25 protein-coding genes, 6 tRNA genes and 3 rRNA genes are annotated in these 22,975 nt (G+C 44.1%); 31 read left to right on the forward strand and 3 right to left on the reverse strand.

Annotation, left to right across the window (positions count from 1 at the left end; genetic code table 11):
- Window position 1: 1 nt before the first annotated feature.
- The 18 genes from rlmB (at window position 2) to rplQ (ending at window position 9,542) form a co-directional block, all read left to right on the forward strand.
- Window positions 2–742, forward strand: coding sequence for a 23S rRNA (guanosine(2251)-2'-O)-methyltransferase RlmB (gene rlmB, locus GNIT_RS03080; RefSeq protein ID WP_014107674.1), 741 nt, complete (start codon window positions 2–4; stop codon window positions 740–742).
- Between the two features lie 287 nt (window positions 743–1,029).
- Window positions 1,030–1,398 (forward strand): 50S ribosomal protein L14, encoded by a 369-nt coding sequence (gene rplN, locus GNIT_RS03085; protein WP_008846203.1) that lies wholly within the window; start codon window positions 1,030–1,032, stop codon window positions 1,396–1,398.
- Window positions 1,399–1,410: 12 nt separating this feature from the next.
- The gene (rplX, locus tag GNIT_RS03090) at window positions 1,411–1,725 is read left to right on the forward strand and encodes a 50S ribosomal protein L24 (RefSeq protein ID WP_014107675.1); all 315 of its coding nucleotides are present in this window, start codon (window positions 1,411–1,413) and stop codon (window positions 1,723–1,725) included.
- Between the two features lie 15 nt (window positions 1,726–1,740).
- Window positions 1,741–2,280 (forward strand): 50S ribosomal protein L5, encoded by a 540-nt coding sequence (gene rplE / locus GNIT_RS03095; RefSeq protein WP_014107676.1) that lies wholly within the window; start codon window positions 1,741–1,743, stop codon window positions 2,278–2,280.
- 11 nt (window positions 2,281–2,291) lie between these two features.
- Window positions 2,292–2,597 carry a 30S ribosomal protein S14 gene (gene rpsN, locus GNIT_RS03100; RefSeq protein WP_014107677.1) on the forward strand — a complete coding sequence of 102 codons (306 nt, stop codon included), beginning with the start codon at window positions 2,292–2,294 and terminating at the stop codon, window positions 2,595–2,597.
- Between the two features lie 12 nt (window positions 2,598–2,609).
- Window positions 2,610–3,002 (forward strand): 30S ribosomal protein S8, encoded by a 393-nt coding sequence (gene rpsH / locus GNIT_RS03105; protein WP_014107678.1) that lies wholly within the window; start codon window positions 2,610–2,612, stop codon window positions 3,000–3,002.
- 13 nt (window positions 3,003–3,015) lie between these two features.
- A complete protein-coding gene (gene rplF / locus GNIT_RS03110; protein WP_014107679.1) occupies window positions 3,016–3,549 on the forward strand; it encodes a 50S ribosomal protein L6 in 534 nt (177 codons plus the stop codon).
- A 12-nt stretch (window positions 3,550–3,561) separates the two neighbouring features.
- Complete coding sequence (rplR, locus tag GNIT_RS03115) at window positions 3,562–3,915, forward strand: 50S ribosomal protein L18 (RefSeq protein WP_014107680.1); 354 nt, start codon at window positions 3,562–3,564, stop codon at window positions 3,913–3,915.
- Window positions 3,916–3,924: 9 nt separating this feature from the next.
- On the forward strand, window positions 3,925–4,428 hold the full coding sequence (gene rpsE / locus GNIT_RS03120; protein WP_006011602.1) for a 30S ribosomal protein S5: 504 nt from the start codon (window positions 3,925–3,927) through the stop codon (window positions 4,426–4,428).
- Between the two features lie 6 nt (window positions 4,429–4,434).
- A complete protein-coding gene (rpmD, locus tag GNIT_RS03125; protein ID WP_014107681.1) occupies window positions 4,435–4,617 on the forward strand; it encodes a 50S ribosomal protein L30 in 183 nt (60 codons plus the stop codon).
- A gap of 3 nt (window positions 4,618–4,620) precedes the next feature.
- On the forward strand, window positions 4,621–5,055 hold the full coding sequence (gene rplO / locus GNIT_RS03130) for a 50S ribosomal protein L15 (protein ID WP_014107682.1): 435 nt from the start codon (window positions 4,621–4,623) through the stop codon (window positions 5,053–5,055).
- Window positions 5,056–5,060: 5 nt separating this feature from the next.
- Window positions 5,061–6,371, forward strand: coding sequence for a preprotein translocase subunit SecY (gene secY, locus GNIT_RS03135; protein ID WP_014107683.1), 1,311 nt, complete (start codon window positions 5,061–5,063; stop codon window positions 6,369–6,371).
- Window positions 6,372–6,414: 43 nt separating this feature from the next.
- A complete protein-coding gene (gene rpmJ, locus GNIT_RS17805) occupies window positions 6,415–6,528 on the forward strand; it encodes a 50S ribosomal protein L36 (protein WP_081585804.1) in 114 nt (37 codons plus the stop codon).
- Between the two features lie 157 nt (window positions 6,529–6,685).
- Window positions 6,686–7,042 (forward strand): 30S ribosomal protein S13, encoded by a 357-nt coding sequence (gene rpsM / locus GNIT_RS03140; RefSeq protein WP_014107684.1) that lies wholly within the window; start codon window positions 6,686–6,688, stop codon window positions 7,040–7,042.
- 12 nt (window positions 7,043–7,054) lie between these two features.
- A complete protein-coding gene (gene rpsK / locus GNIT_RS03145; protein WP_014107685.1) occupies window positions 7,055–7,444 on the forward strand; it encodes a 30S ribosomal protein S11 in 390 nt (129 codons plus the stop codon).
- Window positions 7,445–7,468: 24 nt separating this feature from the next.
- Window positions 7,469–8,089, forward strand: coding sequence for a 30S ribosomal protein S4 (gene rpsD / locus GNIT_RS03150; RefSeq protein ID WP_014107686.1), 621 nt, complete (start codon window positions 7,469–7,471; stop codon window positions 8,087–8,089).
- Window positions 8,090–8,109: 20 nt separating this feature from the next.
- Window positions 8,110–9,099 carry a DNA-directed RNA polymerase subunit alpha gene (locus GNIT_RS03155; protein ID WP_041246276.1) on the forward strand — a complete coding sequence of 330 codons (990 nt, stop codon included), beginning with the start codon at window positions 8,110–8,112 and terminating at the stop codon, window positions 9,097–9,099.
- Between the two features lie 41 nt (window positions 9,100–9,140).
- Window positions 9,141–9,542, forward strand: coding sequence for a 50S ribosomal protein L17 (rplQ, locus tag GNIT_RS03160; protein ID WP_014107688.1), 402 nt, complete (start codon window positions 9,141–9,143; stop codon window positions 9,540–9,542).
- Between the two features lie 107 nt (window positions 9,543–9,649).
- Here rplQ and GNIT_RS03165 read toward each other — a convergent pair whose 3' ends face one another.
- A complete protein-coding gene (locus GNIT_RS03165) occupies window positions 9,650–10,447 on the reverse strand; it encodes a hypothetical protein (RefSeq protein WP_014107689.1) in 798 nt (265 codons plus the stop codon).
- Window positions 10,448–10,903: 456 nt separating this feature from the next.
- Here GNIT_RS03165 and GNIT_RS03170 point away from each other — a divergent pair.
- The 5 genes from GNIT_RS03170 (at window position 10,904) to rrf (ending at window position 16,501) form a co-directional block, all read left to right on the forward strand.
- Window positions 10,904–12,436 (forward strand): 16S ribosomal RNA (locus GNIT_RS03170).
- A 99-nt stretch (window positions 12,437–12,535) separates the two neighbouring features.
- Window positions 12,536–12,612: transfer RNA gene (locus tag GNIT_RS03175), tRNA-Ile, on the forward strand.
- Window positions 12,613–12,715: 103 nt separating this feature from the next.
- A tRNA-Ala gene (locus tag GNIT_RS03180) sits at window positions 12,716–12,791 on the forward strand.
- 483 nt (window positions 12,792–13,274) lie between these two features.
- A 23S ribosomal RNA gene (locus tag GNIT_RS03185) occupies window positions 13,275–16,153 on the forward strand.
- Window positions 16,154–16,385: 232 nt separating this feature from the next.
- Window positions 16,386–16,501: ribosomal RNA gene (rrf, locus tag GNIT_RS03190) — 5S ribosomal RNA — on the forward strand.
- The 16S, 23S and 5S rRNA genes sit together here with 2 tRNA genes alongside, the layout of an rRNA operon.
- A 120-nt stretch (window positions 16,502–16,621) precedes the next feature.
- Here rrf and GNIT_RS03195 read toward each other — a convergent pair.
- Window positions 16,622–17,089 carry a class I SAM-dependent methyltransferase gene (locus GNIT_RS03195; protein WP_014107690.1) on the reverse strand — a complete coding sequence of 156 codons (468 nt, stop codon included), beginning with the start codon at window positions 17,087–17,089 and terminating at the stop codon, window positions 16,622–16,624.
- 611 nt (window positions 17,090–17,700) lie between these two features.
- Window positions 17,701–18,159 (reverse strand): DUF3010 family protein, encoded by a 459-nt coding sequence (locus GNIT_RS03200; protein WP_041246600.1) that lies wholly within the window; start codon window positions 18,157–18,159, stop codon window positions 17,701–17,703.
- 209 nt (window positions 18,160–18,368) lie between these two features.
- On the opposite strand from GNIT_RS03200, the gene murB reads away from it, so the two are divergent.
- The 8 genes from murB to tuf all read left to right on the forward strand — a co-directional run bounded on the left by murB (window position 18,369) and on the right by tuf (window position 22,786).
- Window positions 18,369–19,367: a UDP-N-acetylmuramate dehydrogenase gene (murB, locus tag GNIT_RS03205; RefSeq protein WP_014107693.1), complete on the forward strand. Its 999-nt coding sequence runs from the start codon at window positions 18,369–18,371 to the stop codon at window positions 19,365–19,367.
- A complete protein-coding gene (gene birA / locus GNIT_RS03210; RefSeq protein ID WP_014107694.1) occupies window positions 19,364–20,338 on the forward strand; it encodes a bifunctional biotin--[acetyl-CoA-carboxylase] ligase/biotin operon repressor BirA in 975 nt (324 codons plus the stop codon). Before murB ends, birA begins: the two co-directional genes overlap by 4 nt.
- Entirely contained in the window at window positions 20,322–21,047 is a 726-nt protein-coding gene (locus GNIT_RS03215; RefSeq protein WP_014107695.1) for a type III pantothenate kinase, read from the forward strand. The genes birA and GNIT_RS03215 overlap by 17 nt, the downstream gene beginning before the upstream one ends.
- Window positions 21,048–21,174: 127 nt before the next feature.
- A tRNA-Thr gene (locus GNIT_RS03220) sits at window positions 21,175–21,250 on the forward strand.
- An 8-nt stretch (window positions 21,251–21,258) separates the two neighbouring features.
- A tRNA-Tyr gene (locus tag GNIT_RS03225) sits at window positions 21,259–21,343 on the forward strand.
- Window positions 21,344–21,376: 33 nt separating this feature from the next.
- Window positions 21,377–21,451, forward strand: a tRNA-Gly gene (locus tag GNIT_RS03230).
- Window positions 21,452–21,459: 8 nt separating this feature from the next.
- Window positions 21,460–21,535, forward strand: a tRNA-Thr gene (locus GNIT_RS03235).
- Between the two features lie 66 nt (window positions 21,536–21,601).
- On the forward strand, window positions 21,602–22,786 hold the full coding sequence (gene tuf / locus GNIT_RS03240) for an elongation factor Tu (RefSeq protein ID WP_014107696.1): 1,185 nt from the start codon (window positions 21,602–21,604) through the stop codon (window positions 22,784–22,786).
- Window positions 22,787–22,975: the final 189 nt, after the last annotated feature.

Genomic DNA, 22,975 nt, shown 5'->3' on the forward strand with positions numbered 1-22,975 from the left:
GATGGCACAACAGGAATTAATTTACGGACTGCACGCGATGACGGCGGTCATGGATCACGAACCAGAACGTGTTATTGAATTATTTGTGTTGAAAGGCCGCGATGATGAGCGCTTAACCTATATTCTTGATGAAGCTAAGCGACATGGTATTGGCGTTCAATTTTGCCAGCGCAAGACATTGGACGACAAATGCAATGGCGAACAACATCAAGGTGTTGTTGCGCGCGCGAAGCCAGGTAAAGTGTTAGATGAACACGACCTAAACAATATTTTAAAAAGCCAAGCATCACCCTTTATACTGGTTTTAGATGGTGTGACTGATCCTCATAATTTAGGAGCCTGTCTGCGCACCGCCGACGCAGCCGGTGTGCATGCAGTCGTGGTGCCAAAGGATAAATCAGCTACGCTTTCACCCACCGTTCGCAAGGTGGCTTGTGGCGCGGCTGAAGTCATTCCGTTAATTCAGGTGACTAATCTTTCGCGAACGATTAAAGCAATGCAAGATGCGGGTGTTTGGATTGTTGGTACTGCAGGCGAGGCTGAGCAGTCAATTTATGCGTGTAAACTGACAGGACCAACTGCTCTGGTTATGGGAGCTGAGGGCAAAGGCATGCGCAGGCTGACTCGCGAGAACTGCGATGAGCTAATTAAGCTACCTATGGCAGGTTCAGTCAGTAGCTTGAATGTGTCAGTGGCGACAGGTGTGTGTTTGTACGAAATTGTTCGACAGCGTTCAATCTAAGCAGAATTGATAGGCAGGACCACTGCCTTTCGTCTTCCCAACCAGTGTGTTTTTATTCACCACCCCAACATACTTATTCTTAAAGCGAAGTGAAGTACGCAAGACTAGCAAATAAACTGAACTGTTTTGTAAATTAAACTACCGCTACCCCTTAATTTCTGTTATAGTTTCGCGCCCTTTTTGTAGGGGTGTGGTCTATTTTTTCTGAAATTTCTTTTGAAATCAAGGGGCAAATAGCAGCTTAGCGACTCGCAAGAGTCATAATATTTAACAGCGGAGCACTAAACATGATCCAAATGCAAACTAACCTGGACGTTGCCGATAATTCGGGAGCTCGCAGGGTTCAGTGTATTAAGGTTCTTGGTGGCTCGCATCGCCGTTATGCACATATCGGTGACATCATCAAAGTTACTGTCAAGGAAGCAATTCCTCGCGGTAAAGTAAAGAAAGGTGATGTTCTGAATGCAGTGGTGGTGCGTACTAGAAAAGGCGTTCGTCGTGCAGATGGTTCAACCATCCGTTTCGATAACAACGCAGCTGTTTTGCTCAATGCAAACAAGCAACCAATTGGTACGCGTATCTTTGGCCCGGTAACCCGTGAGCTTCGTGGAGATTCATTCATGAAGATTATCTCATTGGCCCCAGAGGTATTATAAGGAGTCACGATAATGGCTAATAAAATTCGTCGTGATGATGAAGTAGTCGTATTAGCGGGAAGAGACAAAGGAAAACAAGGCAAAGTCTTGAAAGTACTTGGTTCTGAAGACCGTTTAGTAGTTGAAGGTGTGAACATGATCAAGAAACACCAGAAAGCCAATCCACAGATTGAGCAGCCTGGCGGTATCATTGAGAAAGAAGCCACCATTCATGTGTCTAACGTCGCGTTAGTTAACCCAGCAACGGGTAAAGCTGATCGCGTTGGTTTCCGTGTTGAAGATGAAAAGAAAGTTCGTTTCTTTAAGTCTAACGGCGACCTAGTATAATTATTGGAGAGTACGATGGCGAAACTGCATGATTTCTATAAAGAAACAGTAGTAGCTGAACTTGCGAAGCAGTTCGGGTACAAAAGCGTCATGCAAGTCCCTCGGATTGAGAAAATCACCTTAAACATGGGTTTGGGTGAAGCAGTAGCGGATAAGAAAGTTCTTGAGTCAGCGCAAGCTGACATGGCAGCGATTGCCGGTCAAAAACCAATTGTCACTGTTGCTAGAAAATCTGTTGCGGGTTTTAAAATCCGTGAAGGTTATCCGATTGGCTGCAAAGTGACCCTGCGTGGCGAACGTATGTGGGAATTCCTTGAGAGATTAATCTCAATTACAATTCCACGTATCCGTGACTTCCGTGGTCTTAACCCGAAATCTTTTGACGGTCGAGGCAACTATAGCATGGGTGTTCGTGAACAAATCATCTTCCCTGAAATCGAATTCGATAAAGTGGATAAAATGCGAGGTATGGATATTACTATCACTACCAGTGCAGATACTAACGATGAAGCACACGCTCTTTTGAGTGCGTTCAGCTTCCCGTTTAGAAAATAAGGTGTAGGGTTATGGCAAAAGAATCAATGAAGGCGCGTGAAGTAAAACGTGCCAAGCTGGTTAAACAGTATGCAACGAAACGTTCTGCGCTTAAAGCGACGATCAGTGACGTAAACTCTTCGGAAGAAGAGCGCTGGAATGCTGTTCTAAAACTGCAATCACTTCCACGTGATTCGTCTCCGTCGCGTCAACATAATCGTTGTCGCATCACGGGCCGTCCACATGGGTTCCTACGCAAATTTGGTCTTTCTCGCATAAAGCTTCGTGAAGCTGCAATGCGTGGTGAAGTCCCTGGCCTTAAAAAAGCCAGTTGGTAAGGAGAGCAGACTATGAGCATGCAAGATCCTATCGCAGATATGTTTACCCGAATTCGTAACGGCCAATTGGCTTCGAAAGTTGCGGTTTCTATGCCTTCTTCAAAAGTACGTGTTGCTATCGCAAAAGTACTTGAAGCTGAAGGTTATATCGAAAGTTCTTCAGTAACTGAAGGCGTTAAGCCTGTATTAGAAGTTACTTTGAAGTATTTCGAAGGTAAAAAAGTAATTGATACAATCGAACGAGTTAGCCGTCCTGGTCTACGCATCTATAAGAAAAAAGATGAGTTACCAAAAGTGATGGGCGGACTCGGGGTTGCTATCGTGTCTACCTCAAAAGGTGTGATGACTGACCGTGCAGCGCGTAAAGCGGGTATGGGCGGTGAGATCATCGGTTATGTAGCATAACAGGGGAATAATTATGTCACGTATAGCAAAAGCACCTGTCGACATCCGAACTGGCGTAGAAATTACAATCGCTGGCCAAGAAGTCACAGTAAAAGGTAGTAAAGGTACATTGACCCGCGTATTTAATAACGCAGTCGAAGTAGTACAAGAAGAGAACCAATTGAAAGCACTTCCACGTGATGGTTTTGCAAACAACTGGGCTCAGGCTGGTACCGCTCGCGCATTGTTGGATCAGATGGTAATCGGTGTTACTGATGGTTTTGAAAAGAAACTTCAACTTAATGGTGTTGGTTACCGTGCGTCAGCACAAGGTAGCAAACTAAACCTTACGTTGGGCTTTTCTCACCCTGTCGGCTACGAAATGCCTGAAGGCATTACCGTAGAAACCCCTACGCAAACTGAAATCATTGTCAAAGGCACTGATAAGCAGGTTGTAGGTCAGGTTGCAGCGAATATCCGCGCATACCGTCCACCAGAGCCATATAAAGGCAAAGGTGTTCGTTACGCAGATGAAACTGTGCGTCGTAAAGAAGCTAAGAAAAAGTAGGTAGGTAATACGATGGATAAGAAATCAGCTCGCTTACGTCGCGCTACTCGCGCCCGTAAGAAAATTAGTGAGTTAGGTGCACATCGCTTGGTTATAAACCGCACACCACGCCACATCTATGCTCAGTTAATCGCTCCAAGTGGTTCTGAAGTATTAGCAGCAGCTTCTACTGTAGAAAAAGACCTTAAGGGTTCTTTAAAAGCTACAGGCAACGCAGAGGCAGCAGCGGCAGTTGGTAAAGCGATCGCAGAACGAGCTATCGAAAAAGGCATTTTGAAAGTGGCTTTCGATAGAAGTGGATTTAAATATCATGGTCGTGTGAAAGCACTGGCTGATGCCGCTCGTGAAGCGGGCCTTCAGTTCTAGGAGTTTAAAATGGCTAAGCAAGAAGTTCAACAACAGGGTGATCTGTTAGAAAAGCTTATCGCTGTAAACCGTGTATCAAAAGTTGTTAAAGGTGGTCGTATCTTTAGTTTCACAGCTTTGACAGTGGTTGGCGATGGCAATGGCCGCGTTGGTTTTGGTTACGGTAAGGCACGTGAAGTACCTGCTGCAATCCAAAAAGCAATGGAAAAGGCTCGACGCAACTTAGTTGACGTTGACCTAAACGGCAATACATTACAGCATCCAATTAAAGGTCGTCATTCTGGCTCTAAAGTTTACATGCAGCCTGCATCAGAAGGTACTGGTATTATTGCCGGTGGTGCGATGCGTGCAGTACTTGAAGTAGCTGGTGTTCAGAACGTACTTTCAAAATGCTACGGTTCTACAAACCCGATTAACGTTGTACGTGCAACAGTCAACGCTCTAGTGGAAATGAATTCACCAGAGAAGATTGCTGCAAAACGCGGTTTGTCAGTCAAAGATATTTTGGGGTAATCGAACATGTCTAAGATGATTAAAGTTAAGCAAACTAAAAGCTCAATCGGACGTCTTCCTAAGCACAAAGCAACTTTAGTTGGTTTGGGATTACGTAAAATCGGACAAGTACGTGAGTTGGAAGATACTCCGTCAGTTCGTGGCATGATCAACCGTGTTCAATACATGGTTGAGATAGTAGAGGAGTAATCTATGAGACTTAATACTCTCGCTCCTGCCGAGGGAGCTAACAAAGCAAGTAAGCGCGCGGGTCGCGGTATCGGTTCTGGCTTAGGCAAGACTGGTGGTCGTGGTCATAAAGGTCAAAAGTCTCGCTCAGGCGGTACTGTTAGACCTGGTTTTGAAGGTGGTCAAATGCCTCTTCAACGTCGTTTACCGAAATTCGGTTTTACGTCACGTAAATCGTTCGTATCTGACCAAGTTACTCTTAGCGAAATTGCTAAAGTAGAAGGCGATATCGTTTCTCTTGAAACTTTGAAAGCAGCGGGTCTTGTTAAAAAAGAAATCCTGTTTGTAAAAGTGATGAAGAGTGGCGAAATTAATCGTTCTGTTACTTTAAGTGGTATCCGCGTGAGTAAAGGTGCACTCGAAGCGATTAACGCGGCTGGCGGTAAAGTAGAGGAATAAGCTAAATGGCAAAACCAGGACAAGATTCAGGGGCAAAAGGCGGATTAAGCGAGCTTAAATCTCGACTGCTGTTTGTTCTTGGAGCAATCATCGTGTTTAGGCTGGGCTCTTATGTGCCTATCCCTGGTATTGATGGCAACGTGTTGGCTCAATTATTTGAACAACAGAAGGGTACTATCGTAGAGATGATGAACATGTTCTCTGGCGGTGCTCTTGAGCGTGCTTCAGTACTAGCGTTAGGGATTATGCCTTACATTACAGCTTCTATTATAGTGCAGTTGCTTTCGCATATGTACCCTCCATTGATGGAACTGAAAAAAGAAGGTGAAGCGGGTAAACGGAAAATTAGTCAGTACACAAGGTATCTTACTTTGTTGTTAGCTATTTTTCAGTCTGTCGGTATTGCTACTGGTTTGCCAAACTTAGTTCAAGGTTTAGTGGTAAACCCTGGCATTGGTTTCTATTTTACAGCTATCGTGAGTTTGGTTACTGGCACCATGTTTTTGATGTGGTTAGGTGAGCAAATTACAGAGCGCGGCATCGGAAATGGTATTTCAATACTTATTTTCGCTGGTATCGTCGCAGGTTTACCTACCGCAATTGGTCAAACTGCAGAGCAAGCAAGATTGGGTGAAATTAATCTCCTGTTCTTGCTAGTTATCGGTGCCATTATTGTAGCGTTGACATATTTGGTTGTTTTCGTAGAACGTGCGCAACGTCGCATTGTTGTCAACTACGCTAAACGCCAACAGGGCCGTAAGGTTTTTGCTGCGCAAAGTTCACATTTACCCCTCAAGGTGAATATGGCGGGTGTAATTCCACCTATCTTTGCATCAAGTATTATCCTTTTCCCAGGTACACTTGCCGGAATGGTCGGTCAGAATGAGACATTCTCGTTTTTGACTGATGTGTCCTTAGCATTGTCTCCAGGGCAGCCGTTATACGTTATGCTTTATGCTGCAACGATTATTTTCTTTTGCTTCTTTTATACAGCATTAGTTTTTAATCCTCGCGAAACAGCTGATAATCTAAAGAAATCTGGTGCTTTTGTTCCTGGCATTCGTCCAGGCGAGCAAACCTCTCGATATATCGATAAGGTGATGACTCGTTTAACACTAGCTGGTGCTCTCTATATTACTTTTGTTTGTTTGGTGCCTGAGTTCTTATTACTATGGTTTAACGTTCCGTTTTACTTTGGTGGTACTTCACTACTCATTATATGCGTAGTGGTAATGGACTTTATGGCGCAGGTTCAGACCCATTTGATGTCACATCAATATGGCGATGTTCTTAAAAAAGCGAACCTTAAAGGTTAGGCATTGGCCGACACCTTAAGCTAGCTATTTACGGAGTGATGTGATGAAAGTTCGTGCATCTGTTAAGCGGATTTGCCGTAACTGCAAGGTCATTAAACGCAACGGCGTTGTTAGAGTGATTTGTGTAGAGCCTAAGCATAAGCAAAGGCAAGGTTAATCCAGACCCCTAGAAATAGGGGAATCAAGATGGTTTTTAATATCGGGTTGCTGTACTAGCGCCCGAGCCTTAAAACCTTTATTTGCAATTTTGTTACTGGGTAAGTATCCTATCGGGCTTTTTAGGCTAGTAACACTAAATATAAGGAGTGCTGTTAATGGCCCGTATCGCTGGCATTAACATTCCTGATCACAAACATGCTGTCATTGCTATCCAAGCAATTTTCGGTATTGGCGCAACACGAGCGAAGCTCATATGTGTTGGTGCAGGTGTATCAGAATCAACCAAGATGAAAGATCTTGATGAAACGACCATTGATAAACTTCGTGAAGAAGTTGCTAAATTCACAGTTGAAGGTGACCTTCGCCGTGAAGTATCAATGAGCATTAAACGTTTGATGGACCTAGGTTGCTTCCGTGGTATTCGCCACCGTCGTAGCTTACCTCTACGTGGTCAGCGCACTAAAACTAATGCGCGTACCCGTAAAGGTCCTCGCAAACCTATTAAAAAGTAAGCGAGGGTTACAATGGCTAAAGCTCCTACTCGCGCCCGCAAGCGCGTAAAACGTCAAGTTGCAGATGGTATGGCTCATATCCATGCTTCTTTCAACAACACAATTGTGACAATCACTGACCGTCAGGGTAACGCTCTATCTTGGGCAACTTCTGGTGGATCTGGTTTCCGTGGCTCACGTAAATCAACTCCTTTCGCTGCACAGGTTGCTGCTGAAAGAGCTGGTTTAGCCGCTCAGGAATTCGGCTTAAAGAACATTGAAGTGTTCGTTAAGGGCCCAGGTCCAGGTCGTGAATCTGCAATCCGCGCATTAAATGCAACGGGTTACAAGATCACAAATATTACCGATGTGACACCTATACCTCACAACGGATGTCGTCCACCGAAAAAACGTCGCGTTTAATCGACGGACAGTTGGAGAAAGATCATGGCTAGATATTTGGGTCCAAAACTCAAACTAAGTCGTCGTGAAGGAACTGATTTGTTCCTTAAGAGCGGCGTAAGAGCAATTGAAAGTAAATGTAAAATTGACCAAGCTCCTGGTCAGCATGGCGCCCGTCGCGGTCGTCTGTCTGATTACGGTGTTCAATTGCGTGAAAAGCAAAAAGTACGTCGTATGTATGGCGTATTGGAAAAACAGTTTAGAAACTACTATAAAGAAGCTGCTCGCCTTAAAGGCAATACAGGTGAAAACTTGTTGCAACTTTTAGAACAGCGTTTAGATAACGTTGTTTACCGCATGGGCTTTGCCAGCACTCGTGCTGAAGCTCGTCAACTCGTTAGCCATAAAGCTATCGTAGTAAACGGTAAAGTAGTGAACATTCCATCATTCAACGTAAAAGCTGAAGATGTGGTTGCTGTTCGTGAAAAAGCGAAAAAACAGGCCCGTATTGTTTCTGCACTAGAATTAGCAGATCAACGCGAGAAACCAACTTGGTTGGAAGTTGACAATACGAAAATGGAAGGTGTTTTTAAACGCGTTCCAGAAAGAACGGATTTGTCTGCGGACATAAACGAACAGTTGATTGTCGAACTTTACTCTAAGTAAAGATTAACTAAAGAGGATACATTGTGGGTTCAGTGACCGAATTCCTAAAGCCAAGATTAGTTGAAATTGAAAATATTTCACCTACTCGTGCAAAAGTAACACTAGAGCCTTTAGAGCGAGGCTTCGGCCATACTCTAGGTAATGCGCTTCGTCGTATTTTGCTTTCGTCTATGCCAGGTTGTGCAGTGACTGAAGTTGAAATTGATGGTGTATTACATGAGTACAGCACTAAAGAAGGTGTTCAAGAAGACGTAATTGAAATTTTGCTTAACCTTAAAGGACTAGCAGTTCGTCTTGAAGGTAAAACCGAGGCAACTCTTACACTAGTTAAATCTGGTGCAGGTTTAGTTGTTGCCGGTGATATCCAGCACGATGGTGACGTTGAGATCGTAAATCCAGAGCACGTTATTTGTACTTTAACTGGCGAAGCTGAGTTGAGCATGCGCATCAAAGTAGAAATGGGCCGAGGTTATGTTCCAGCTTCAACTCGTCGTTCCTCTGAAGATGATGATCGTCCTATTGGTCGTTTATTAGTTGATGCTTCATACAGCCCTGTAGAACGTATTGCTTATTCTGTAGAGTCAGCTCGTGTTGAACAACGCACTGACCTAGACAAGCTAATTATCGATATGGAAACTAACGGTACTTTAGACCCAGAAGAAGCGATTCGCCGTTCTGCTACTATTTTAGCTGAGCAATTAGATGCCTTCGTAGAATTACGTGACATTTCTGAGCCGGTTGAAAAAGAAGAGAAACCAGAATTCGATCCAATTCTACTTCGTCCTGTTGACGACTTAGAGTTAACGGTTCGTTCTGCTAACTGTTTGAAAGCGGAAGCTATCCAATATATTGGTGACCTGGTACAGCGTACTGAAGTTGAACTTCTTAAAACGCCTAACTTAGGTAAGAAGTCGCTTACAGAAATTAAAGATGTACTTGCTTCTCGTGGTTTGTCACTAGGCATGCGCCTAGAAAATTGGCCACCAGAATCAATCGCTGAAAAAGATTAATCAGGTTTTAGATAAACTGATTTGTAAAGAAGGATATAGCTATGCGCCATCGCAAGAGTGGTAGACAGTTAAATCGCAATAGCAGCCACAGACAAGCAATGTTTAAAAACATGGCAGGTTCTTTGGTAAAGCACGAAGTTATTAAAACTACGTTGCCTAAAGCGAAAGAACTACGTCGAGTAATTGAGCCGCTAATCACATTAGCAAAGCAAGATAGTGTTGCTAATCGTCGTCTTGCTTTTGCAAGAACCGGTGATAAAGAAGTGGTAGGTAAATTGTTTAACGAACTTGGTCCGCGTTACGACACACGTCCAGGTGGTTATAGTCGTATATTGAAGTGTGGTTTCCGTGCAGGTGACAACGCTCCAATGGCTTACGTTGAATTGGTTGACCGTCCTGTTGTTGAATCTACTGAAGAAGTAGTTGAAGTAACAGAAGACTAGTCACTCTCTAATTAGAGAATGAAATTAAAAAACCCGGCAATTGCCGGGTTTTTTGTTATATGGGTTGTGGGCTGGAAGTCGATATTAAATCTTATATCTTTACGCTTCTATTTTTCTATATAGTATCTGTCTACATATACCTTTGCTTGTGCATTTGTCAATCCACCTCTCATAGCACTCGCGCTAATCAAATCTTGTTCAATACCGCGTCGCTCTGCTAATTCTATTAAGCGCTCTAGGGCTTCTGGATGTTTTGCCAATTGTTCAACCGATATTATGATCATTGATTCAGACTCAGAAGAGTCATCAGGGAAAAGTGCAAGCAATGCTTCGACCACATATTTTCCAACAAGCGGTACTTCTTGAATGGTAGTGACTAAAACTTCCAATGTTTTGTTAGGGTATGTCCTTGCTAGTGTTTTTGCTATTTGATCGGCAGAATCCGGTTCCATAGTAACGGCGGTTTTTACAATTTCATTGAATTGGTCAGGAGAAAACTTACAAGCTGCTTCTGTTACATATTCTGCATAACTGGGTTCTGCATTTATAGCTAAGGTTACTAGTTCGGTAGTAGGGGCAAGATCTCGAGTAATAGCTAGTTCAAGGATATCGTCTATATAAGCCGGCTGAGACGACACTGCAGCGGAAACGATTTCTCTGTACTTGTCTGGATATGTATCCAATGCAATTTCTACTAAGTCGGATGTATTTTCCGGGTATCTCGCTAAAACTGTTCGAATCGCCCTTCCAACAGAGTTACTGCTACGCACTTGTTGTTTAAGAAAATGACTGGATTGCTCAGAGGATACAACTGAGGCGTCCACAAGTTCGTTAGTATTGTTTTGTGCGGCTACATATCCGCTACTAATCATCAATACGCTAATTGCTAGGACTGAAAGTTTCATATGTTTTCCTCTTCCGTTTTAGTCTTATCGGCACAACAAGAGTTTATAACAGATTTGTTAAGTTACGCTTAAGTGAAAAATCTTTCAACATTTGTGTGTATTGCTATTGACCTATTCGTATAAATGACTACAATGCGCGTCGCTTTCGAGATTGGCTTCTTAGCAGGAATGTTAAGACTGTGTAATGTTGAAAAAGTTTACATTTATTTACATTCTATGAACATTAATAAATGTATTTACCAACAAGTTAAATTAATTAAAAAAAATTAATAAAATAAGTTGACAATAAATTTGATGCAGGTAGTATACGCATCCCTTGAGACGGCACAGAACGTGACTCTCAAGTCGCTAGTGAAATAGAAAGAAGCTGGCATGTTCTTTAACAATTTATAACAAGACAATCTGTGTGGGCACTCATTAAGAGTGTCGACAACAAAAAACGATTTACAAAAAATTTAATTGAAGAGTTTGATCATGGCTCAGATTGAACGCTGGCGGCAGGCCTAACACATGCAAGTCGAACGGAAACATGTCTAGCTTGCTAGATGATGTCGAGTGGCGGACGGGTGAGTAATGCCTGGGAATTTGCCTTTGTGTGGGGGATAACCATTGGAAACGATGGCTAATACCGCATGATACCTACGGGTCAAAGGGGGCTTCGGCTCCCGCGCAAAGAGAAGCCCAGGTGAGATTAGCTAGTTGGTGAGGTAAAGGCTCACCAAGGCGACGATCTCTAGCTGTTCTGAGAGGAAGATCAGCCACACTGGAACTGAGACACGGTCCAGACTCCTACGGGAGGCAGCAGTGGGGAATATTGCACAATGGGCGAAAGCCTGATGCAGCCATGCCGCGTGTGTGAAGAAGGCCTTCGGGTTGTAAAGCACTTTCAGTTGTGAGGAAAGGTTGACGGTTAATACCCGTCAGCTGTGACGTTAGCAACAGAAGAAGCACCGGCTAACTCCGTGCCAGCAGCCGCGGTAATACGGAGGGTGCAAGCGTTAATCGGAATTACTGGGCGTAAAGCGCACGCAGGCGGTCTGTTAAGCTAGATGTGAAAGCCCCGCGCTCAACGTGGGATGGTCATTTAGAACTGGCAGACTAGAGTTTTGGAGAGGAGAGTGGAATTCCAGGTGTAGCGGTGAAATGCGTAGATATCTGGAGGAACATCAGTGGCGAAGGCGACTCTCTGGTCAATAACTGACGCTCATGTGCGAAAGTGTGGGTAGCGAACAGGATTAGATACCCTGGTAGTCCACACCGTAAACGCTGTCTACTAACTGTTTGTGGATTTAATCCGTGAGTAGTGAAGCTAACGCGATAAGTAGACCGCCTGGGGAGTACGGCCGCAAGGTTAAAACTCAAATGAATTGACGGGGGCCCGCACAAGCGGTGGAGCATGTGGTTTAATTCGATGCAACGCGAAGAACCTTACCTACTCTTGACATACTTGGAATTTTTCAGAGATGAATTAGTGCCTTCGGGAACCAAGATACAGGTGCTGCATGGCTGTCGTCAGCTCGTGTCGTGAGATGTTGGGTTAAGTCCCGCAACGAGCGCAACCCTTGTCCTTATTTGCCAGCATTAAGTTGGGTACTCTAAGGAGACTGCCGGTGACAAACCGGAGGAAGGTGGGGACGACGTCAAGTCATCATGGCCCTTACGAGTAGGGCTACACACGTGCTACAATGGCGAGTACAAAGGGATGCAAACTGGTGACAGTAAGCGGACCCCTTAAAGCTCGTCGTAGTCCGGATTGGAGTCTGCAACTCGACTCCATGAAGTCGGAATCGCTAGTAATCGTAGGTCAGCATACTACGGTGAATACGTTCCCGGGCCTTGTACACACCGCCCGTCACACCATGGGAGTGGGATGCAAAAGAAGTAGTTAGTCTAACCTTCGGGAGGACGATTACCACTTTGTGTTTCATGACTGGGGTGAAGTCGTAACAAGGTAACCCTAGGGGAACCTGGGGTTGGATCACCTCCTTACTATTAGTTGCGCGTTCTTAATGCAGTGTTCACACAGATTATCTTGTTATATAAAAGAAAGAGTAAAAAAGTAGTTTAGGCAATATAAGCCTGCAACATAGGCTTGTAGCTCAGCTGGTTAGAGCGCACCCCTGATAAGGGTGAGGTCGGCAGTTCAAGTCTGCCCAAGCCTACCATTTTGTGATTTTTACTGCGTTGGACGCCACCTCATGTGCAAAAGCACACTTCGGTAGCTTCCGCCTTGTTAAAATCCCAAAATACATTTTTACTCGCATGTAAGGGGCTTTAGCTCAGCTGGGAGAGCGCCTGCCTTGCACGCAGGAGGTCAGCAGTTCGATCCTGCTAAGCTCCACCAATTTCTGTGATGGAAATTGACCTTACATGAAAAGGCAACAACCTTAATGAATACGCATATTGAATGTTTATCCATTAAGGTTTTTTAAACCTTAAAAGTGACGCATTAGTGTGTCACTGTTCTTTAACAATTTGGAAAGCTGATAATTAGTAATCAATATTTAACGAAAGAGTAATTGATGAATTAAATTCAACTTAGGTTGAATGAGATTCTTTCAACGCTACTCTATCTGACAAAGTGTAAGTGATTGATGTCATTAACCGTCATTAGGCGAGTGATACATCGGTTGCGTAGAAGTTTCCGCTGAAAGGCGCGAAAATTCTACACGATATTTGATTAGCAAAACTTGTCATGCATACGACTAGCAGATTACGAGCAATCGTTAAGCTGCACCACAGTTGCCGATTAAAAAGGCGGTGGCTGATAAAATGCGCATGTTTTCATTCTTGGCGGGGTGAATACGTACGCTATTTTGGGTTGTATGGTTAAGTGACTAAGCGTATACGGTGGATGCCTAGGCAGTTAGAGGCGATGAAGGACGTGTAAGTCTGCGAAAAGCTGTGGTGAGCTGACAAAAAGCATTTGAGCCACAGATGTCCGAATGGGGAAACCCACCGCTTCGGCGGTATCGTTAGGTGAATTCATAGCCTAACGAAGCAAACGAGGGGAACTGAAACATCTAAGTACCCTTAGGAAAAGAAATCAACCGAGATTCCCCAAGTAGCGGCGAGCGAACGGGGAGCAGCCGAGTAATTATGAGGTAGTGGAATGTGTTGGAAAGCACAGCGATACAGGGTGATAGCCCCGTACACGAAGCCTCATAGTTGCCATATTAAGTAGGTCGGGACACGTGTTATCCTGACTGAAGATGGGGGGACCATCCTCCAAGGCTAAATACTCCTAACTGACCGATAGTGAACTAGTACCGTGAGGGAAAGGCGAAAAGAACCCCTGTGAGGGGAGTGAAATAGAACCTGAAACCGTATACGTACAAGCAGTGAGAGCCCACTTGTAGGGTGATTGCGTACCTTTTGTATAATGGGTCAGCGACTTATATTTAGTAGCAAGGTTAACCGAATAGGGGAGCCGTAGCGAAAGCGAGTGTTAACTGCGCGTTTAGTTGCTAGGTATAGACCCGAAACCCGGTGATCTAGCCATGGGCAGGTTGAAGGTTGAGTAACATCAACTGGAGGACCGAACCGACTAACGTTGAAAAGTTAGCGGATGACTTGTGGCTGGGGGTGAAAGGCCAATCAAACCGGGAGATAGCTGGTTCTCCCCGAAATCTATTTAGGTAGAGCCTCGGACGAATTCCATTGGGGGTAGAGCACTGTTAAGGCTAGGGGGTCATCCCGACTTACCAACCCTTTGCAAACTCCGAATACCGATGAGAACTATCCGGGAGACACACGGCGGGTGCTAACGTCCGTCGTGAAGAGGGAAACAACCCAGACCGCCAGCTAAGGTCCCAAAATATTGCTAAGTGGGAAACGAAGTGGGAAGGCTAAGACAGCTAGGAGGTTGGCTTAGAAGCAGCCATCCTTTAAAGAAAGCGTAATAGCTCACTAGTCGAGTCGGCCTGCGCGGAAGATGTAACGGGGCTAAGCAATATACCGAAGCTGCGGATTTGAACTTAGGTTCAAGTGGTAGGGGAGCGTTGTGTAAGTGGCTGAAGGTGAATCGAGAGGTTTGCTGGACATATCACAAGTGCGAATGCTGACATGAGTAACGATAAGGGGAGTGAAAAACTTCCCCGCCGGAAGACCAAGGTTTCCTGTCCCATGCTAATCAGGGCAGGGTAAGTCGGCCCCTAAGGCGAGGCAGAAATGCGTAGTCGATGGGAAACGGATTAATATTTCCGTACTTGGTATATCAGTGAAGGGGGGACGGAGAAGGTTATGCTAGCTTGGCGTTGGTAGTCCAAGTGAAAGTGCGTAGGGTTGAATTTTAGGAAAATCCGGAATTCTACATGCCTGAGACACGAGACGAGTCACTAAGGTGACGAAGTAGCAAATACCCTGCTTCCAGGAAAAGCCTCTAAACTTATGATATATCGAACCGTACCCCAAACCGACACAGGTGGTCAGGTAGAGAATACTAAGGCGCTTGAGAGAACTCGGGTGAAGGAACTCGGCAAAATTGTACCGTAACTTCGGGAGAAGGTACGCCCTTATTTGTGATTGCACTTGCTGCATGAGCATCTGAGGGCCGCAGTGACCAGGAGGCTGGGACTGTTTATTAAAAACACAGCACTGTGCTAAATCGAAAGATGACGTATACGGTGTGACACCTGCCCGGTGCCGGAAGGTTAATTGATGGGGTTAGCGCAAGCGAAGCTCTTGATCGAAGCCCCGGTAAACGGCGGCCGTAACTATAACGGTCCTAAGGTAGCGAAATTCCTTGTCGGGTAAGTTCCGACCTGCACGAATGGTGTAACCATGGCCTCGCTGTCTCCACCCGAGACTCAGTGAAATTGAAATTGCAGTGAAGATGCTGTGTACCCGCACCTAGACGGAAAGACCCCGTGAACCTTTACTACAGCTTGGCACTGAACATTGACCCTACATGTGTAGGATAGGTGGGAGGCTTTGAAGCATTGTCGCCAGATGATGTGGAGCCTACCTTGAAATACCACCCTTGTACGTTTGATGTTCTAACATTGCCCCCTGATCGGGGGTGTGGACAGTGTCTGGTGGGTAGTTTGACTGGGGCGGTCTCCTCCCAAAGCGTAACGGAGGAGCACGAAGGTTGGCTAATCCTGGTCGGACATCAGGAGGTTAGTGCAATGGCATAAGCCAGCTTAACTGCGAGACAGACACGTCGAGCAGGTACGAAAGTAGGTCATAGTGATCCGGTGGTTCTGAATGGAAGGGCCATCGCTCAACGGATAAAAGGTACTCCGGGGATAACAGGCTGATACCGCCCAAGAGTTCATATCGACGGCGGTGTTTGGCACCTCGATGTCGGCTCATCACATCCTGGGGCTGAAGTCGGTCCCAAGGGTATGGCTGTTCGCCATTTAAAGTGGTACGCGAGCTGGGTTTAGAACGTCGTGAGACAGTTCGGTCCCTATCTGGTGTGGGCGTTGGATGATTGATGGGAGCTGCTCCTAGTACGAGAGGACCGGAGTGGACGAACCGCTGGTGTTCGGGTTGTCATGCCAATGGCATTGCCCGGTAGCTACGTTCGGAATCGATAACCGCTGAAAGCATCTAAGCGGGAAGCGAGCCCAGAGATGAGTCATCCCAGACAGTTTAACTGTCCTGAAGGGTTGTTGTAGACTACAACGTTGATAGGCAGGGTGTGGAAGCGTCGTAAGGCGTTAAGCTAACCTGTACTAATTGCCCGTGCGGCTTAACCATACAACACCAAAGTAGCGTAAGCGAAAGGGTTGAAGTGTGACAAGTAGCCAAATCAAATAAAGTAAGACAGAGTAGTGACTCTGCGTTGAATAGAGACATTGATTATTAGCTTTCTAAATATGTTAAAACAAAGATTAATGTAATTGTTGTCATCTACCGCCCTGTGGCGAGAGAGACATCAGTTGCGCAGAAGCCATCGCAAAGAGCGCGATGATTCTGCACCAAGCTTATGCCTGACGGCAATAGCGATACGGTACCACCTGAATCCATTTCGAACTCAGAAGTGAAACGTATTAGCGGCAATGGTAGTGTGGGGTTTCCCCATGTGAGAGTAGCACACCGTCAGGCTCCCATTTAAGAACCCGTCCTCGCGACGGGTTTTTTCTTTCTAGACACGAGAAAACGCATTGCTATGAGTGCTCGGCCACAATCTTATATGCTTGGTCCTTGATGCTTAATAATCGAAAACTAGTATGTTTTCGTTAATGTTAATCTGTTTGTTGGCGGATACATCAAATTAAATGGTTCAAAGATAAACTGTTGGCTGAATGTAAATTTGTTGAACAGTAATCGCAGATGAGGGAGGTTGATTGCGAAACTATCCCAATCTGGCAGTGGGTACAGACTGATAGTCCCTCCTACTTTCAATATCCTATAAATTTCTGCAAAGACAGCTAATAATTCTTCCTCAGTATCAATCCAAATAGGAATAAACCAGCAGCTGAGTATCATGTCGATTGTATTATCGAAGAACGGTAATTGATTAGCACTCGCGGAAATTGCTCGATCGAGCCCAGGGGCATTGATATCATATTTGCCTGTTCCACCAGTTAATCGTGCTAATAAGACATCTGAGGATCTGAAAGCATTACACTGCTTGAGAACCGGATCAACGCCGTAAAATTCGATTCCGTTGTCATAACAAGCCCTGAACATAGACTCTTTGGAATAAGGTGAATATCCGCAGCCAATATCAAGTAATTTCTTTCCTTGTAAACTTGCTAAAATAGTTTGTGGTGACTGGTCGTCAAAGAAAACTCTTCGATAATATGAAAAAGGTCGACTGGTTATCGGGAGCCCACCGCAATAAAGCGCTAGCTGCCGAATTTGAACTAGAGTAGACCAGTATGAAAAGTTAGCAATAAGGTTGTTGATAGTTAGTTCCCCCTTAATAAAACTCTACGGTTCACGAGTGATTAACTTTTATAGTCGGTGCAGCATTAGAACGAATGGCATGCTTTCAGTTTGAAATAGCACAGTCTCTTCCAATTGGAAGAGAGTTAAAAAAAGAAAGCTGAAACAAACTATCGTAGTAAATTGACGTTGAGATGAGTAATTCTCACTCTATTATCATTAAGCGCAGGCATCATCCTAGACGCAATGTGCGATAGCGTCAGTGCGCTGCCGCACCAAACACGATGAGGATGAATTTAGATATACGTATTGATTGGTTATTTTTTTGGCTTAATACTTAGGCCTGAGCAGTCTTCAATTTGGTGTCGAAACACTGTACAGGCATAACAGGCAAAGAGGCCCGTACTTATCGACTACTCTGCTAACTCTACGGGGGGCGGCGGGTACTGTAAGTTCATGTGTTTAGCGTATGCAACGGTAAACGCTGCTTCTTGAAACGCTTTTAGGCCAGTCTCTGCAAACGGTACTACAACTGGATTACGTTTAATTGACTCTTTAAAAACCTGCGGTGACATGGTTTCAACATCAAGTCCTTCGATGAGTTGAATCGCAGCTTCCATTTTGAACCCTAAAGCGCCTCCAGCAAACTTCCCTTTTAATGGCCTTTCTTTAATAACAACAGAATCAATACCGTAATCTGCCATTAGCTTGCTAAAAGTAGACTGAAAATAACGGATGTCGCCGGTACTGTTACGTTTATTAAACTCGACCTTACGAACTCGGCACTCAGGTAGGTTAAACAAGCCATCTTTAAAAGATAGTAAACATACAATCGCTTCAGAACCTTTTAATTCCACACCACATATTTTCATATTATATTCTCTATTTTCGACGCCGTTATTGTAACCCATTCGATAAAAACTCTCACCACCAAATTGCTAGCGCTTGAAAACAATATTTAATTATTGAAAATACATCACCGCGTCGATATAAAAAAACGCGTTTAAATAGTAAAAGTTGGTATCATTAGAACCAACTAGCTTTATGTACTCTGTACCTTGCACAAGAATGGGCAACAACCGTGGTATCTTTAAAACAACTACATACTTTTGGTTTTGATACCTCAGCTCAAGACCTTGTTGAAATTAACAATCGCGACGATTTGATTTCAGTATTTCGACGCGTAAAAAATAAAACGTATTATTTATTAGGTGAGGGCAGTAATAGTATTTTCTTGGAGGACTTTACTGGAACTATTGTTCTCAATAAATTGAAAGGCATAGAACTGCAGGAAAGTGATACAGAGTTTTGTTTATCGGTTGCTTCTGGCGAACCATGGCACGAACTGGTTGAATACACGCTCTCGAACGGTGTTTTTGGTTTCGAAAATCTTGCATTAATACCAGGAACGGTTGGCGCAGCGCCCATACAAAACATTGGTGCTTACGGTGTCGAGATTGAAAAATTCATCCGAAGTATTGAGTATTACGATATAGATTTAAATACTTTCAACATTATTAACCATGAAGAATGCAACTTTGGGTATAGAGACAGTATTTTTAAAAAGCAATTATTCAACAAAGCAGTGATTACTAGCGTTAATTTTACAATGCCAAAAAACAACGTGGTTGAGCAGAGTTATGCGCCTTTAAACCAATTAGTTAAACCAACGCCTATTGATATTTTTCACAAGGTCATTGAAGTCAGAACGGATAAGCTTCCGAACCCTAAAGTGTTAGGCAATGCAGGCAGTTTTTTTAAAAACCCAGTGGTATCGAAACAAATACTAGACGACATTAAAACACGCTTCGATACGGTTCCTTACTTCCAATTATCCGAGGTGAGTTTTAAAGTGCCTGCTGCTTGGCTAATTGACCAACTCGGGTTTAAGGGAAAAATGCACTTAGGCGTTAAGTGTCATGAAAGACAACCTTTAGTACTAGTTAACAATGGAAACGGCAATGGAGAAGGATTACTAATGCTAGCAAGAGAAATCAAAAAGAGTGTTTTCGACACATTCGCTATTGAATTAGAAAATGAAGTCAGATTAGTAGGCAATAGCGGATTGATAGTGTTATGAGGAAAAAGGCAGCTCAAACTCGCTCCCTTCTAATAAAGCAATTGGCCAACGGTGACTTTAACTCTGGTGAGCTGTTAGGTGAACTGGTCGGAGTGAGTCGCAGTGCCGTCGCAAATCATATCAAGTATCTGACCAATATAGGCTTAGATGTGTTTAGTGTAAAAGGACGAGGCTATCGTTTAGCGTCGCCACTGCAGCTATTAGATCAAAACAAGATATCAGCGTTGTTAGGCCAACAGAGTACAAATGTTGTTGAGGTAGTCAGCATCATTGATTCAACTAATACTTATGTTAAAGAGCATTTGCACCAATTACCCAAAGGCTATGTTTGTCTGGCCGAAGCGCAAACGCACGGTCGTGGAAGACGCGGTAAAACTTGGGTCTCACCCTTTGGTTCAAGTATTTATATGTCAATGGCCTGGACTTTTAAAGGCGGTTACCAGTCAATGGCTGGGCTTTCACTACTAGTTGGTATTGCAATTAATCGCTCACTAAAGACCATGGGCATAAAGGACTGCAAGTTAAAGTGGCCGAATGACGTTTTCCATAATTGCAGAAAACTCGCAGGAATTTTAGTTGAAGTAGAGGGGCAAGTTGGCTCTGATGCAAGCGCGGTTATTGGAATTGGTATCAACGTTGATTTACCCAATGCCGTCAGTGAAATTGACCAACCATTCGTCGACCTAGTTAGCATTACCCAAAAACCAGTTGACCGAAATGAATTAGTTGCACTTATCATTTTAACGTTAACTACAATGCTCACAGAATTTGAATTAAAAGGATTAGCCCCATTTTTATCTGAATGGAGAGAAGCTGACTTATTTTATAATGAATACGTTTATTTAGAGTCTGGTAGCAATAGAATTCACGGTTTAAGTAAAGGTATAAATGAAGGGGGGGCTTTAATGCTAGAAAATGCAGGTAAAGTCACACCGCATCACGGTGGAGAAATCAGTGTTAGAAAAAGCTAATTTATGCATTGATGTCGGCAATACTTCTATAAAATCAGCGCTATATGATCCGAACGAACGCGGTATTGCTTACATTTCACGTTATCGTGATGCTAGTGAGTTAATAACACCGATTCAAGCCGCTGGTCGTGTTTACCTTTCCAATGTAGGTAAAGAAGACGTCACTCTCCTTATTCAATCTATCTGTGCAGATAATAATGTTCAGTTGTTTATTGCTGAAACCCAAAAAAGCGCATTTGGTTTAACAAATTCTTATTCAACTCCATCAAATATGGGGGTCGATCGCTGGCTTGCGATGCTCGCATGTATGCAAAAAAGTCAAAGTAAAACCTTTTTAGTCGTCGATATTGGTACAGCTATGACAGTTGATGCGGTACAAAACGGAGTTCACCTCGGAGGATGGATCGTTCCTGGACTCTCTTTACTCAAGCAAAGTTTGTTTAAAAATACACAGCGCGTGTTTGGAAGTGAGGAAAATTTCGGTTTAACAGACTTTGGTAAGGACACACCGCTATGTGTTGACCATGGTTGTACTGCTCAAATTTTAGGCACTCTACTGATGGCTGAGAGAGAAATGAAAAAAAATGTCAAAAAATTTGAAATATTTTTGACTGGCGGCGATAAAAAACTATTTTTAAATCTGGATGTTAAAAATATTATTCAGTGTGAAAATCTGGTTTTAGAAGGTTTAACCTTGTTTGTTGATTAAAAATTATCAATAAATTGCGTTAAAAAAAGCCATATTAAAAAAAAGTACAAAAAAATGTGTTTTTTTCGCAATTAGCTATTGCCACATGCCGATCATTTCTTTAATATGCGCACCCACTTGATGCAGTGCCGACTTAGCTCAGTTGGTAGAGCAACTGACTTGTAATCAGTAGGTCACCAGTTCGACTCCGGTAGTCGGCACCATCAATCTCGGAGGGGTACCCAAGCGGTCAACGGGAGCAGACTGTAAATCTGCCGGCTCAGCCTTCGCAGGTTCGAATCCTGCCCCCTCCACCACTTTCTTATGAAGTGGGGACGAGAATTAGGAACGCGGGCATCGTATAATGGCTATTACCTAAGCCTTCCAAGCTTATGATGCGGGTTCGATTCCCGCTGCCCGCTCCATTAACGTTGCTGATATGGCTCAGTTGGTAGAGCGCACCCTTGGTAAGGGTGAGGTCGGCAGTTCGAATCTGCCTATCAGCACCACATCCTAATCTTCCTTCCTTACTTCATTGAAAATTAATTTTTTATACGTTGCTGGGAATATTTAAAATGGCAAAGCAAAAGTTTGAACGTAATAAACCACACGTAAACGTTGGTACTATCGGCCACGTTGACCACGGTAAAACAACTCTTACAGCGGCAATCACGTCGGTACTAGCAAAAACTTACGGCGGTTCCGCTCAAGCATTTGATCAAATCGACAACGCTCCAGAAGAGCGCGAGCGCGGTATCACTATCTCTACGTCACACGTAGAATACGATACGCCTAAGCGTCACTATGCACACGTAGATTGTCCTGGACACGCCGATTATGTTAAGAACATGATCACTGGTGCTGCTCAAATGGACGGCGGTATCTTGGTTGTTGCGGCAACTGACGGTCCTATGCCACAAACACGTGAGCACATCTTGTTAGGTCGCCAGGTTGGTATCCCTTACATGATCGTATTCATGAACAAATGTGACATGGTAGACGACGAAGAATTACTAGAATTGGTAGAAATGGAAGTTCGCGAACTTCTTACAGAATACGAATTCCCAGGTGACGATTTACCCGTTATTCAAGGCTCAGCACTTAAAGCGCTAGAAGGCGACGAGAAGTGGGAAGCAAAAATCATCGAACTAGCAGAAGCTCTAGATAACTATATCCCAGAGCCAGAGCGTGACGTTGACAAGCCATTCATTCTTCCAATCGAAGATGTTTTCTCAATTTCAGGCCGTGGTACAGTAGTAACGGGTCGTGTTGAGCAAGGTATTGTTAAAGTAGGCGAAGAAGTAGAAATCGTTGGTATTAAAGACACAGTTAAGACAACTTGTACTGGTGTTGAAATGTTCCGTAAGTTGCTTGACGAAGGTCGTGCAGGCGAGAACGTTGGTGTTCTTCTACGTGGTACAAAGCGTGAAGACGTAGAACGTGGTCAAGTACTAGCGAAGCCAGGTTCAATCAACCCACACACTAAGTTTGAAGCTGAAGTATATATCTTGAGCAAAGACGAAGGTGGTCGCCACACTCCTTTCTTTAAAGGATACCGTCCACAGTTTTACTTCCGTACAACTGACGTAACAGGCGCTGTAGAGCTTCCTGAAGGCGTAGAAATGGTAATGCCAGGTGACAACTTGAAATTCGTAGTAGAGTTGATTGCACCCATCGCGATGGACGAAGGTTTACGCTTCGCAATCCGTGAAGGTGGCCGTACAGTAGGTGCTGGTGTTGTTGCGAAAGTCATCGCATAATACCGACTGCAAATACGAAGAAGGCGCTCAATGAGCGCCTTTTTTTGCTTAAGAAAAAGTGTTATCGGGGAACGCAGAGTAAGCCTTCGCTCCTGCAAACACGCTTTTCGCCATCCTTGGCCGCTCTCAAATGGCGTCCTTGCCGTTTGAAGGTTTGCAGGAGCGAAGGCTTACTCTGCGCCCCCCGAT

The organism is Glaciecola nitratireducens FR1064 (genome assembly GCF_000226565.1).
GTDB classification, from domain to species: Bacteria; Pseudomonadota; Gammaproteobacteria; order Enterobacterales; family Alteromonadaceae; genus Glaciecola; species Glaciecola nitratireducens.